We start from the raw sequence: 13,071 nt of genomic DNA on the forward strand, positions 1-13,071 counted from the left end.
TTAGTCTTCGACCCCGAGCTGGGTCAGCACGAAGGCATATTCCTCGGCATCTTCGTGCAAGGCGCCCCAGCGGCCCGATTTTCCCGCATGGCCCGCGCCCATGTTGGTTCGCAGAAGCAGCAGCGCGTCGTTGGTGCGGGTCGCGCGGAGCTTCGCGACCCATTTGGCGGGCTCCCAATAGGTAACGCGCGGATCGTTGAGTCCGGCCGATACCAGCATTGGTGGATAGGCCTTGGAGGTCACATTGTCGTAGGGGCTGTAGGAGAGGATATAGTCGAACGCCGCCTGGTCGGTGAGCGGGTTGCCCCATTCGGGCCATTCGCCCGGTGTCAGCGGCAGCGTTTCATCGACCATGGTATTGATCACATCGACGAAGGGCACGCCCGCAAGAACCGCTCCCCAGAGCTCCGGCGCCTCATTATAGACGACACCCATCACCTGTCCGCCCGCCGAACGCCCCTCGATCGAAATTTTGCCGGCGCGCGTGTAGCCTTTCGCAATCAGCCCCCTTGCGACGTCGATGAAGTCGTTGAACGTATTCTTGCGCTGGCTCGTCTTGCCCGCCAGATACCAGGCGCGCCCCAGGTCGTCGCCGCCGCGCACATGCGCGATTCCATAAATCATCCCGCGATCGACAAGGCTCAGTCTTGTTGTCGAGAAACCCGGCGCGACCCGGTACCCGTATGAACCATAGGCATAAAGGTGGAGCGGAGCGTTGCCGTCGCGCTTCGTGTCCTTGCGATAAACGAGCGAGACGGGGATCATCGTTTCGCCGTCGCGGCTCGGGATATTAACCCGTTCGGTTACATAAACGGATGAGTCATAACCTGATGGGATCTCCTGCACCTTGAGGGTCTCAAGTGTCCCCGTCGCTACGTCATAATCATAGACGGTTTCCGGCGTGATCATCGATTCATATTCGATACGGAGCTTGTCTTGGTGATATTCGGGATTGTCGCCGAGCCCCGCCACATAGGTCGCCTCGGGGAAAGCGATCCGCCCGGGGGTCAAGGGCGCGTCATATGTACGGATATCGACCTGATCGAGCCCGTCCTCGCGCGACTCGAGGACGAAATAGTCGCGGAACACCGAAAAGCCGGTAATATAGCTGTGGTCGCTGCCCGGGATCAGCGTCGTCCACCTGCCGGGATCTTTCACGCTCGCAGTGGCGACGCGGAAATTGGGATGTTCATCGTTGGTGAGGATGTAGAGGGTGCCGTCGCGCTCATCAACACTGTATTCGCGGCCCTTTTGCCGCGCCGAGACCAGCTGCATCGGCGCCTCGGGATTGTCGGCGGGCAGGAGGTAGACCTCGCTTGTTTCGTTGTCGCCGGTCGCGATGACGATATAATTGTCGGCCGCGGTTTTGCCGATGCCGACGCCGAAACCGATATCCCTCTCCTTGTAGAGCAAGAGGTCCTCGGTGACCGGCGTCCCGAGCTTGTGCAGGCGGACATTGTCGGTGCGCCAATTCTCGTTCGCAAGGCCATAGAGGATCGCGTCGCTGCTCGCCGACCATATGAGCGACGACAGCGTTCCGGGAATGACGTCGGGTAGAAGTTCACCCGTGCCGAGATCGCGAATGCGGGCTTCGAACCGTTCGGATCCATTGTCGTCGAACGAATAGGCCATCAACGCGCCGTTCGGGCTGATCGACACTTCGGCAAGGCGGAAATAGTCCTTGCCCTCGGCCATCGCGACCTCGTCGAGGATCAGGACGGGCTCACCGCCCGCAACGGGCCGGCGATACCATTTCTTATATTCGGCGCCCTGCTCATATTCGACCCAATAGAGCCAATCGCCGTCTTTTTGCGGCACGCTCGCGTCGACCTCCTTGATGCGGCCCTTCATCTCCTGAAACAGCGTCTCGACGAGCTTCGCATGCGGTTTCATCGCGGCATCGAAATAGGCGTTTTCCTGCCGGACATAGTCGAGGACATCAGGGTCGTTGACCTCGGGATAGCCGGGATCGCGCAGCCAGTGCCACGGGTCCTCGATCGTCCGGCCGTGCAAAATCACCTGGTGTGGGCGCTGGTCGGCGACGGGGGCAGGGGGCAGGACAGGGGCATTTTCGGTCAATTCAGTGTCTTTCTCTTGAGCCAAAAGCGGAGGCGACGTGACAAGCGGGGTGGCAATTGCCGCCAGAAACATCCAAATGAGGCGCATGGAAAACTCCCGCGGCGCCGCCCCCGGTGGGCCGGATCGCCCGCGATGTAGGAACAAGGAACGCCGCATGTCTACCCCCCGGCCCAGTGCCAGCCCCGCCGAACGTCTCGCCCGTCTGCGCGCCGAGCTGAAGGGGCGCGGTCTTGACGGATTCATCGTGCCGATCAGCGATGAGCATCTGAGCGAGTATGTCGGCGACTATGCACAGCGCATGGCGTGGCTGACAGGTTTTGGTGGCTCGGCGGGGACCGCGGCCGTGCTGCCTGAAAAGGCCGCAGTGTTCGTCGACGGCCGCTACACCGTACAGGTCCGCGAGCAGGTCGATGGCAGCCTTTATGACTATGTCGGCGTGCCGCAGTCTAGCATTGCTGAGTGGCTTGGCGCGAACGTCAGCGCGGGTCAGAAGGTCGGCTATGATCCCTGGCTCCACAGCATTGATTGGGCGCACGCGCTGGCAAAGGCGCTCCGGGCGCGCGAGGCCGAGCTGGTCGCGGTGGACAGCAACCCCGTCGACGCGGTGTGGAGTGACCAGCCGCCGCCGAGCGCAGCGCCGATCATGGTCCACGACACCGCGCTTGCTGGGCAGGCGGCGGCCGAGAAGCGTTCTGTCATCGCTGACTGGCTGAAGACGCGGGGACTCGACACGACCGTGATGACCGCGCTCGATTCGATTGCCTGGACCTTTAACATTCGGGGCTCGGACGTCACGCATACGCCGGTAGGGCTCGCCTTCGCGCTGCTCAACGCCGACGCGACCGCCGACCTGTTCATCGCGCCCGAGAAGGTTACCGACGCGGTCCGCGCCCACCTCGGCAACAGCGTCCGGATACACGACCGCGACGCCTTCGAAGCCGCACTCGCAGGCCTTTCGGGCAAGAGGGTAGCGGTTGATCCTGACCGCGCGGTGGCCGCGATCTTTACCGCGCTCGAAGCGGCAGGTGCGACCATCGAACGCCACCGCGACCCTGCGGTGCTTCCCAAGGCGATCAAGAACGAAACCGAGCTCCATGGAACCCGCGCTGCCCATGTTCGCGATGGCGTTGCGGTTGCACGCTTCCTGAAATGGATGGAGGAGACCGCGCCGCAGGGGGGGCTCGACGAACTCGGCGCCGCGGCGAAGCTGCGCGAATTTCGGGACCAGAGCGGCGCGCTCGTCGATCTTTCGTTCGACACCATCTCGGCGGCGGGACCGAACGGCGCCTTGCCGCACTACAAGGTCGACGAAACCACCAATCGCCCAATCGAGACCGGCACCCTTTATCTGGTCGACTCCGGCGGCCAATATACCGACGGCACGACCGACATCACGCGCACCATCGCGATCGGCACACCGACTGCGGAGATGCGCCGCCGCTTCACCCAGGTGCTCAAGGGCCATATTGCGCTTGCAACGGCGCGCTTCCCCAAGGGAACGCGCGGTAGCCAGCTCGATATTCTCGCGCGGCAATATCTGTGGGCGGACGGTGTCGATTACGCGCATGGCACAGGCCACGGCGTCGGAGCCTATCTTGCAGTCCACGAAGGACCGCAGCGTATCGCCAAGCCATCGGGCGGGCAGGCCGGAACCGAGGAGCCGCTTCATGCGGGCATGATCCTGTCGAACGAGCCGGGCTATTACAAGGCTGGCGCCTTCGGCATCCGCATCGAGAATCTCGTCGTCGTAGTGCCCCAGACTATCGCGGGCGCCGAGGAAGAGATACTCGGGTTCGAGACCATCACCTTCGCCCCAATCGCGCGAAACCTGATCGAAACCGAACTGCTCACGCCGGCTGAGACGGACTGGCTCGACGCCTATCATGCCGCGGTATTCGAAAAGCTCGCTCCAGCGATGAGCGAGACGGACCGCGCATGGCTCGAAGCAGCGTGCGCGCCGCTCGAGCGCGCGACCGCCGCGCTCGCCGCCTGACGGGACCGGGAGAAATGAGCGATCGCAGCGAGGTCCCGCTTTGCGACTTTCGAGTGCAGGAGCGCGTGCGCGTGCGTTACAGCGAGATCGACGGCCAGAATATCGTCTTTAACAGCCATTATCTCACTTATGCCGACGTCGGGGTGACCGAATATTTTCGTGCCCTCGGTGAAGGGCAGCCGGGACCTTATTTTCACCAATATGGTACAGACATTCGCGAGACGCATTGCGAGATCGACTATCATGAACCGGCGCGCCTCGATGAGCTGATCACGATCGCAGCGCGAATCAGCCGCTTCGAGCGGACCAGTTTCACGCTGCATTGCGGGATTTTCCGTGATTCAACGCGGCTGACCGACATCGAGATCAGCTATGCGCATATCGATAGCGATAGCGGAGTGCCGACGGTTCTGCCCGGGAGCTTTATTGCGGAAGTACGCCGATTCGAAAAGCGAATCCCAGCGCAGGACTGATTCGCACCAACCGAATCGACCCTCTCAACCAAAAAGGTCGAAAAAAAGGGCCGCCCAGGGGCGGCCCGTGAAAGTTTTGGGAGAGGATGCCTAAAAGGCAAGTGTGATATTGCACTGCACAATGAATTTCGCAACTGCGAAAAACGTATCCGTGATTGCAATTTTTGCAATCTTGACTGCTTCGGATCATCGTCCGATGCGTTTCTCACGGCCCTCGCAAATGGGCGCGATATCGCCTAAATTGCCCGCATGGGAATGTTCAATAACTGGGATGTGAGCGGCGGGGTCTCCGACTTCTGGGGCTATATCCGCGAACCGCGTCCACACCGATGGACAAGCTGGGGGGTCGCGATTGCTTTCGCGATCGTGGTGTTCTGGGGATTCAGCAAATATCTGATCCCCTATGAGAAGCCACAGCCGCAGATCATTTACTTTGAAAATTGGACGGCGAATCGCAGCGAAGCCGAGGTTCACGCCGACTGGGTTGCGCGCGCGAAGGAGACGACGCGTGAGAATGCGAAGCGCCGCGCCGAATTTCAGAAGCTCGCCGACATGATGGGGGTCGAATATGATTCGACCGAGGCTGACAAGGTGACGCGCGAAACGCTGGGCGAGGAGGCCGACGCTCTCGCCAGGAACAGCAAGGCCGCGCCGCCCAAACGCTCAACGCTTGCCGAGCGCGCCGCGCGCAGACCGCAGCCCGCTCCCTCTGCGCAAAAATAGCCTCGATGCAGCGCTCGCCCGCCGACGTCGACTGGATGGCTGCTGCCGTCGCGCTTGCCGGACGGGGACACGGGCGGACCGCGCCCAATCCCAACGTCGGGTGCCTTCTCGTGCGCGATGGCCGCGTCGTTGGGCGCGGCTGGACGCAGCCGGGGGGTCGACCGCACGCCGAAGCGGCGGCGGTAGCCGCGGCGGGCAAGAATGCGCAGGGCACGACGGCTTATGTCACGTTGGAACCCTGCGCGCATGCCAGTCCGCGCGGACCATGTTGCACCAGTCTCCTGATCGAAGCCGGGGTCGCGCGCGTTGTCGCGGCACTGCAGGACCCCGACCCACGCACTGACGGGCGAGGTATCACGCGTCTGCGCGATGCGGGAATCGCTGTCGAAGTCGGTGTTCTGGCAGAGGCAGCCTGCGCGGCGATGGCGCCTTGGTGGACGCGCCGGGCTGCGGGGCGTCCGTTCGTGACGCTGAAGCTTGCCACCTCGCTCGACGGCCAGATCGCACTCGCTGATGGGTCGAGTCGTTGGATCACCAGCCATCGCGCTCGCGCGCATGTGCACCTCGAACGCGCGCGGCACGAAGCCATCCTCGTTGGCCGCGGAACGCTGGAAGCCGATGCCCCCAGTCTCGACGTGCGCCTGCCCGGCCTCGAAGACCGCAGCCCGCAGCGCTTTGTCCTGACGCGGGGACGCGCGCCCGAGGGTTGGACTGCGGCGGCGTCGCCCGAAGCGACCGGCGACGTCGACTCGCTTCTCGTCGAGGGCGGGGCGGGGGCGGCCGCGGCCTTTCTCGCCGCCGATCGCGTCGACCGGTTGCTTCTTTATCGTGCTCCGATCCTGATTGGCGGCGGTCGTGCGGCGCTCGGGGACATCGGCCTTGAAGATCTCGCCGACGCGCACGGCCGATGGCGACTCTCCGACAGCCGCCTGCTTGGCAGCGACCAGCTCGACGTCTACGAGCGGATCCGAAGGGAATAGACATTCATGTTCACCGGCATCATCACCGATATCGGCATCATCAGAACGCGCCAGGATCGCGGTGACGTCCGGCTCGTAATCGATACCAGTTATGACGTCACCGCGATCGACCTTGGCGCATCGATCGCCTGTTCGGGCGCCTGTCTCACGGTTGTCGACAAGGGCGTCGACGACCGCGGCAACGGCACCGCGGGCTGGTTTGCCGTCGATGCGAGCGCCGAGACGCTGGCGCGCACCGCGCCCCACATGTGGGATGCGGGGAGGCGCCTCAACCTTGAGCGCGCCCTGCGCGTTGGCGACGAGCTCGGCGGGCATATCGTCACCGGTCACGTCGATGCGGTCGGGCACATGGTGGCGGTCGAGCCCGTCGGTGACAGCGTGAAGATCACCGTCGCGGCGCCTCCCGCGCTTGCACCGCATATCGCCCCCAAGGGCTCGGTCACGCTCGACGGCGTATCGCTGACGGTCAATGAGGTCGCGGACCAGGCGGACGGAAAAGCCCATTTCACGCTCAACATCATTCCGCACACCCAGGCGATGACGACGCTGAGCGAAGCGGCCGTCGGCCGGCCGGTCAATTTGGAAATCGACGTGCTGGCGCGCTATCTGGCGCGGATGCAACAGGTGCGGGGATAGGGCCGCCAACCTTCTCGTCGCGCATTTTCCATCAATCAGCCTGAAGTCATCGCTCGGTCCAGCCCGCCGCCAGTTCGGGATCGGCCGCGATCATCGAGCGCCGCATCGCGAGGCGACCGATGCGCAGCAGCTCGGCTTTTCGCCGCGCCGGAGCGAGGTGGCAGCTCGCGGCTTCGCGCACCACGGCGGCGCCGTAGCGGTCGGCGACGATAAGGCCTGAGGTTTGAGGGCGATATTCCGGGGTTTCGAGGATTGCAGGGTCGAGCCCGGCGGCGAGCGCCCAATAGAAGCGGTCGCACCAGTCGCAATAATCGGGCCATTTTCCGTCGCCATGCAGATCGGCGCGACTGACCTTGATCTCGACAATGGTGATGTGACCCTTGGCGTCGATCGCGGTGAGGTCGGTGCGCCGTCCGTTGGGCAGCGGCACTTCCGGAAGTGCGACGAGCCCTGCCTGCGCGAACAGCCGGCAAACGCCGCGTGCGACATCGGCGGCAGTTAGAGCGGGTTCCAGGCGGGTTCCAGCCGACTGGGCCATGGCTTCACGCCATGCCGTCCGCCCTGAACTTATCCAAAGGCCGCTCTTTCGCCCTGACGTCGGGGAAAGGCCGCTGCTTGGACAAGCTCAGCGCGAAAAAATCTGACATGAATCTCAGAAAGGCACGTCGTCGTCGAGATCATCGTCGAAGGGCGGCCGTCCGCCACCCGAACTGCCGCCGCCCTGATTCCAGCCGCCACCCGAGCTTCCGCCCTGATCCCAGCCGCCGCTCGAGCCGCCGCCCTGGTTCCAGCTATCCCCGCTCGTGCGCGATCCGCCGCCGCCGGGCGCGCCGTCGAGCATCGTCAGCGAGCCTCCCATGCCGGCGACCACGACCTCGGTCGTGTAGCGGTCGTTGCCGTCGCGGTCCTGCCACTTACGCGTGCGCAGGCTTCCTTCGATATAAACCTTCGACCCCTTTTTGAGGTAACGTTCGACCACGCCGACCAGCCCGTCGCCATTGATGACGACATTATGCCATTCGGTGCGCTCCTTGCGCTCGCCGGTCATGCGATCCTTCCAGCTCTCGGAGGTCGCGATGCGGATATTCGCGATCTTGCCACCGTTCTGGAACGACTTGATTTCAGGATCGGCACCCAGATTGCCGATGAGAATAACCTTGTTGACGCTGCCAGCCATCGCCGCTCCGCTCCGCTCGAGTGTTGGAGGATCAGCCGAGTCCGAAGGCGACGGCCGTCCAGTAAGTAATACCTGCAGCGGCATAGGCGAGCAGGAACAAATAGCCAACCATGAACATCGGCCATTTCCACCCGTTCGTTTCGCGGCGGGTAATCGCGATGGTCGAAATGCACTGCGGCGCAAAGACGAACCAGGCGAGAAAGGCGAGGGCGGTTGCGATGCTCCAGCGTCCCTGGAGGCGCTCGCTCAGCGATTGGGCCATCGCATCCTCGTCGTCGCCGGCGTCGATCGCGTTCGCAGTTGCCAGGGCCGAGACCGCGACCTCGCGCGCCGCCATCGCCGGGATCAGCGCGAGCGCGATGTCGTGGTTGAAGCCGATCGGCTGCACCACGGTTTCCAGCCCGCTCGCGATGCGGCCCGCGATGCTGTAATCGACCTGCCGCAGCTCGCTGTCCGCAGGCGCCTTGGGAAAGCTCAGCAGGATCCAGAGGACGACCGTGGTCATGGCGATGATCGTTCCCGCGCGGCGCAGGAAGATCCACGCGCGCTGCCATAGGCTGATCGCGATGTCGCGCAGCCGCGGCCATTGATAGCGCGGCATCTCCATCATGAAGCCCGCAGCATTGCCCTTTGTGACCGAGCGCCGCAGCACGAAGGCGACAAGGAGAGCGCCGACGATACCCGCAACATAAAGAGCAAAGAGGACGAGTCCCTGCAGGCCGACTGGCGACCCGCCCACAGAGCGCGCGGGAATGAAGGCGCCGATGATCAGCGTGTAGACCGGCAAGCGCGCCGAGCAGGTCATTAGCGGCGCGATGAGAATGGTCGTCAACCGGTCCTTGGCATCGGGGATCGCGCGCGTCGCCATGATCCCGGGCACCGCGCAGGCGAAGCTCGAGAGGAGCGGGATGAAGCCGCGTCCCGACAGCCCGACCTTCGCCATCAGCCCATCCATCAGGAAAGCAGCGCGTGTCATATAGCCCGACGCTTCGAGCAGCAGGATGAAGAGAAAGAGGATCAGGATTTGCGGCAGGAAGACGACCACCGCGCCGACGCCCGCCAACAGACCCTCGACGATCAGACCGCGCAGGAAACCGTCGGGTAGCATGCGCCCAGCGGCCTCCTGCATCACGGCAATTGCGTTCTCGATCCAGCCGATCGGCGCCTCGGACCAGGCATAGACGGCTTGGAACATCACGAACATCAGCGCGAGCAGGATCAGGAAGCCCGCGACCGGATGGAGGACGACCGCGTCGACGCGCTGGGTCCAGCGTCGCCCCGGGGTCTCGGAAAGCGTCGCCGCGCGCGCGATCGCGCGCGCGCGCTGGTGGAGCGCTGCGTCGGTGGGCGGCGGTGCGGGAACCGCGTCGGCTTGGGTCTGGTGCGACAGGATCGCGCCGTCGATCGCGGCGAGCAGGTCGGCGAGACCGCGCTTGCGTACGGCGACGGTTGCGACCACCGGCACGCCCAATTCCTGCGCCAGCCGCGCAGGATCGAGCGTCAGGCCGTCGCGCTCGGCAAGGTCGAGCATGTTGAGCGCGACCACGGTCGGCAGTCCCAGCGCAATCAGTTCGAGCGCGAAGCAGAGATGATTGTCGAGATTGGCGGCATCGACGACGACAACAAGCGCATCGGGGCGTCGCTCCCCTGCCTGTCGCCCGAGCACGACGTCGCGCGTCACTGCCTCGTCGGGGCTGGCCGGGGTTAGGCTGTAACTGCCGGGAAGATCGATCAGCGCCAACGGCCGGCCGTCTGCGAAGCTCGCATGTCCTGCTTTACGCTCGACGGTAACGCCCGGATAGTTGGCAATCTTCTGCCGCGCGCCGGTCAGCGCGTTGAACAGGCTCGACTTGCCGGCGTTCGGGTTGCCGGCAAGTGCAATGGTAGGAACGGCGCCGGTCATGCTGTTGCCGTGGGCTCCACCTCTATTGCCGCCGCCTGGCGACCACGGATGATCACTTGCATGCGCCCAATGCCGAGAGCGAGCGGTTCCCGCGAGAAGAGACTGCCGCGATGGAGCGGTTTTACTTCGACCCCCTCCATCAGTCCGAACTCGCGGAGCCGCCGGCCCTCGTCGTGCGACAGAACATCCCAATCGATACGGGCAATACGCACGGCGGCGCCGAGCGGGGCAGAATCGAGCTTTGCAGTCATTTGCGAGCGATTATCAATAACAGCTGCGCAGCGCCAGTCCTATCTTCCGGGGTAGCGAAGCCGTCCGACGAAGCGCGCGAGGCTCGGGCGCTGGACGCGCCGCGCAGCGCGGCGATGCTTCCAGCCCTCGAAACGCATCACCGCGTCGATCCGCCGCGAGAGAAACGTGCGCGTCGCGGTGAAATTTTCGCTTTCGTCATCAAGAAATACCGCCATTGTCGAGGCGTAGACGGCGCCGAGGATCGCGCGTTTGCTGTAATGATTATAGTCGGTCGCGGTATCACCCGCGAGCCGCCACATCGCGTCGGCGGCGCGCCATCCAAGCTTTGCGGCAAAGGGAACATTGGTGGGCAGCGCCAGCAACGCCAGCGCGCGGCGGAGCGACTCGCGACGGCCCGCGAGGGTGTTGAGCCGTGCCTCGACGAGCGTCACGATCCGCTCCCGGATCTTTAGCGTGGCGAGGCGTTCAGTGGGCCAGCGCGTGGCCATGTCGGTATCAATCCAAGAGAACCAGGCATCGATCATGTCCCGGCCGCCGCCCGGAAAGGCGAGGCGTGCCACGTCGGGGTCAACGCCGATGCGCTCTGCGGCATCGGTGAGGGCGGCGTCGCCGAAGCCGTCAAAGGCGGCGTTTTCAGCGATCAGCGGAGCGAGCGCTGCGCGGATCTCGTCAAGGGTCGGATCGGCGGGTAGAATGGAGGCCATGACCATCAGATAGGCCGTGCGGCGCGGTTGGGCAACCGGATCAACACCAGCGCCGCACCGACCATCGATCCACCGACGAGGTCGATTGCGGTGAGCTGCTCGCCGAAGATCATCCAGCCCGCGAAGGCTGCAATGGCGGGCTGGACGAGCAGGGTAAGCCCCACGACGAGCGGCGAGAAGCGCGGCAGCGCCCAGATCATCAGTCCCTGACCTATGATCTGGCTTGACAATGCGAGCGCGATCAGCGGAGTCCAGTTCTGGGGCACAATCACTTCACCGAGCGCGAAGGCCGCGCTGAGCAGGATCGGTAGCGTCGCGGTCGAGGCGAGACCCAGCGTCGTCCAGGCCGCGAGTTCGCCGCGCACCCGCTGCATGAGGATGACGTAGAAGGTGTAGAAAACCCCAGCGAGCAGACTCAAGAAGTCGCCAACAAAATAGGCGGGCGCAAGCTCGTAGCTTTGTCCCATGAGGAGCGCTGATCCTGCGAAGGCAAGCAGCACCGAGAAAGCCTGCCAGCCGCGCGGCAGCGTGCGGGCCAGGAAAATCCCCCACAGAACCAGCAACAGGCTGGCGCAATTGCCGAACAGGGTGGCATTGGCGATCTTGGTGCCCAGGATGCCGAGGTGCCACGCGGCGAGGTCGAGCGCGAAGAAAACCCCTGCCGTCGTCGCAACGCCCATCGCGGCGCGCGACGGCATCCGCCCGCCCGTCTCGCGCCACGCCAGCCATGCAAGGACAGGCAATGCTATCGCCATGCGCCAGAAGCCCGAAGCAACCGGCCCCGTGTCGGCCAGCCGCACGAGCGGCGCCCCCAGAGCCAGGACCATATTGCCCGCGAGCAGGGCCGCGAAGGCCCAGCGGCCTTGCCGACCCGCCCCTGTCCATCCATCGGAGGCATCGCTCTTCGCTGCCATATAGATTTTCTTTTGCTACCCACTGTTGTCTTGGGCGCCGCGCGTCCATAGCTCGTGTGGCCCATAGCCGCGGCCCACGGGGGCGTCGCGGAGAAAGTGAAAGCCGGAGGATTTATGACCGCAACGCTTTTCGACCCGATCACCCTGGGCGCCATCGAGGCGCGGAATCGCATCATCATGGCGCCGCTGACGCGGGGGCGTGCCGGCCCCGGTTTCGTTCCCAATGAGCTGGCGCGCGAATATTACCGGCAGCGTGCCTCCGCGGGGCTGATCATTTCCGAGGCCACCGGCATTTCGCAAGAAGGGCTGGGTTGGCCCTCGGCACCGGGCCTGTGGACCGATGCGCAGGTTGAGGGGTGGAAGCCGGTGACCGATGCCGTGCACGAAGCCGGCGGGCGCATCGTCGCGCAGCTGTGGCACATGGGGCGGCTGGTCCATTCCGTATTCAACGAAGGAAAGCTCCCCGTATCGGCCTCGGCGACGCGAGGTCCCGGCAAGGCGCACACCCCGGCTGGCCGGCTCGAGTATGAAGTCGCGCGCCCGCTCGAGCTCGCTGAAATTCCGCGCGTTATCGACGATTATGCCAAGGCGGCCGAGAATGCGAAGCGCGCCGGTTTTGACGGGGTGCAGCTCCACGGTGCCAACGGTTATCTGATCGACCAGTTCTTGCGCGACGGGTCGAATCTACGCGACGATGATTATGGCGGCCCGGTCGAAAATCGCATTCGACTGCTTCGCGAAGTCACCGAGATACTGATTGCGGTTTGGGGCAAGGACCGTGTCGGCGTGCGGCTTTCGCCCAATGGCGAAACGCAGGGCGTCGACGACGGTGCGCCTGAGAAGCTTTTCCCCGCCGCCGCTGCAGCGCTCGATGCGCTCGGCATCGCCTTCCTGGAGTTGCGCGAACCGGGTCCCGACGGCACGTTCGGTAGAACCGACGTGCCCAAGCAATCGCCTGCGATCCGAGCCGTGTTCAAGGGACCGCTTATCCTCAACAGCGACTATGACGTGGCGCACGCTGAGGCTGATCTTGCGAGCGGCGTTGCCGACGCGATCAGTTTCGGTCGCCCCTTCATCGGCAACCCGGACCTCGTCGAACGCATCCGCAGCGGTACCGAATGGGCAGCTGGCAACCCGCAGACCTGGTATTCGCCGGGTCCAGAAGGCTACACTGACTATCCGGCGCTGGTCGCGGCCTGATCTTTCCAGCCGCCCTTGCGCATGCAAGGGCGGCCAA

At 64.3% G+C, this 13,071-nt stretch carries 13 protein-coding genes; 6 read left to right on the top strand and 7 right to left on the bottom strand.

Annotation, left to right across the window (positions count from 1 at the left end):
• Positions 1-2,166, bottom strand: coding sequence for a S9 family peptidase (locus LH20_RS20980; protein ID WP_235527052.1), 2,166 nt, complete (start codon positions 2,164-2,166; stop codon positions 1-3).
• Between the two features lie 67 nt (positions 2,167-2,233).
• Here LH20_RS20980 and LH20_RS20985 point away from each other — a divergent pair, with 67 nt between their 5' ends.
• The 5 genes from LH20_RS20985 to LH20_RS21005 all read left to right on the top strand — a co-directional run bounded on the left by LH20_RS20985 (position 2,234) and on the right by LH20_RS21005 (position 6,884).
• Positions 2,234-4,072, top strand: coding sequence for an aminopeptidase P family protein (locus tag LH20_RS20985; RefSeq protein WP_053555898.1), 1,839 nt, complete (start codon positions 2,234-2,236; stop codon positions 4,070-4,072).
• A 14-nt stretch (positions 4,073-4,086) separates the two neighbouring features.
• On the top strand, positions 4,087-4,545 hold the full coding sequence (locus tag LH20_RS20990) for an acyl-CoA thioesterase (RefSeq protein WP_053556429.1): 459 nt from the start codon (positions 4,087-4,089) through the stop codon (positions 4,543-4,545).
• Between the two features lie 249 nt (positions 4,546-4,794).
• Positions 4,795-5,268 (top strand): hypothetical protein, encoded by a 474-nt coding sequence (locus LH20_RS20995; RefSeq protein ID WP_053555899.1) that lies wholly within the window; start codon positions 4,795-4,797, stop codon positions 5,266-5,268.
• Positions 5,269-5,303: 35 nt separating this feature from the next.
• Positions 5,304-6,248, top strand: coding sequence for a bifunctional diaminohydroxyphosphoribosylaminopyrimidine deaminase/5-amino-6-(5-phosphoribosylamino)uracil reductase RibD (gene ribD / locus LH20_RS21000; protein WP_053556430.1), 945 nt, complete (start codon positions 5,304-5,306; stop codon positions 6,246-6,248).
• A gap of 6 nt (positions 6,249-6,254) precedes the next feature.
• The gene (locus tag LH20_RS21005) at positions 6,255-6,884 is read left to right on the top strand and encodes a riboflavin synthase (protein ID WP_053555900.1); all 630 of its coding nucleotides are present in this window, start codon (positions 6,255-6,257) and stop codon (positions 6,882-6,884) included.
• Between the two features lie 46 nt (positions 6,885-6,930).
• Here LH20_RS21005 and LH20_RS21010 read toward each other — a convergent pair whose 3' ends face one another.
• The 6 genes from LH20_RS21010 to LH20_RS21035 all read right to left on the bottom strand — a co-directional run bounded on the left by LH20_RS21010 (position 6,931) and on the right by LH20_RS21035 (position 11,834).
• On the bottom strand, positions 6,931-7,422 hold the full coding sequence (locus tag LH20_RS21010; RefSeq protein ID WP_053555901.1) for an MmcB family DNA repair protein: 492 nt from the start codon (positions 7,420-7,422) through the stop codon (positions 6,931-6,933).
• A 114-nt stretch (positions 7,423-7,536) separates the two neighbouring features.
• Positions 7,537-8,061, bottom strand: a complete 525-nt coding sequence (gene ssb, locus LH20_RS21015; RefSeq protein ID WP_053555902.1) for a single-stranded DNA-binding protein — start codon at positions 8,059-8,061, stop codon at positions 7,537-7,539.
• 31 nt (positions 8,062-8,092) lie between these two features.
• Positions 8,093-9,964, bottom strand: coding sequence for a ferrous iron transporter B (feoB, locus tag LH20_RS21020; protein ID WP_053555903.1), 1,872 nt, complete (start codon positions 9,962-9,964; stop codon positions 8,093-8,095).
• On the bottom strand, positions 9,961-10,215 hold the full coding sequence (locus tag LH20_RS21025) for a FeoA family protein (protein ID WP_053555904.1): 255 nt from the start codon (positions 10,213-10,215) through the stop codon (positions 9,961-9,963). The genes feoB and LH20_RS21025 overlap by 4 nt, the downstream gene beginning before the upstream one ends.
• Positions 10,216-10,254: 39 nt before the next feature.
• Positions 10,255-10,920, bottom strand: coding sequence for a COQ9 family protein (locus LH20_RS21030; protein ID WP_442800442.1), 666 nt, complete (start codon positions 10,918-10,920; stop codon positions 10,255-10,257).
• A 5-nt stretch (positions 10,921-10,925) separates the two neighbouring features.
• Complete coding sequence (locus LH20_RS21035; protein WP_053555906.1) at positions 10,926-11,834, bottom strand: DMT family transporter; 909 nt, start codon at positions 11,832-11,834, stop codon at positions 10,926-10,928.
• A 114-nt stretch (positions 11,835-11,948) separates the two neighbouring features.
• On the opposite strand from LH20_RS21035, the gene LH20_RS21040 reads away from it, so the two are divergent.
• Positions 11,949-13,034: an alkene reductase gene (locus LH20_RS21040; RefSeq protein ID WP_053555907.1), complete on the top strand. Its 1,086-nt coding sequence runs from the start codon at positions 11,949-11,951 to the stop codon at positions 13,032-13,034.
• The last annotated feature ends 37 nt before the right edge of the window (positions 13,035-13,071 follow it).

It is taken from the genome of Sphingopyxis sp. 113P3, from assembly GCF_001278035.1.
In the GTDB taxonomy this organism is placed as follows: Bacteria; Pseudomonadota; Alphaproteobacteria; order Sphingomonadales; family Sphingomonadaceae; genus Sphingopyxis.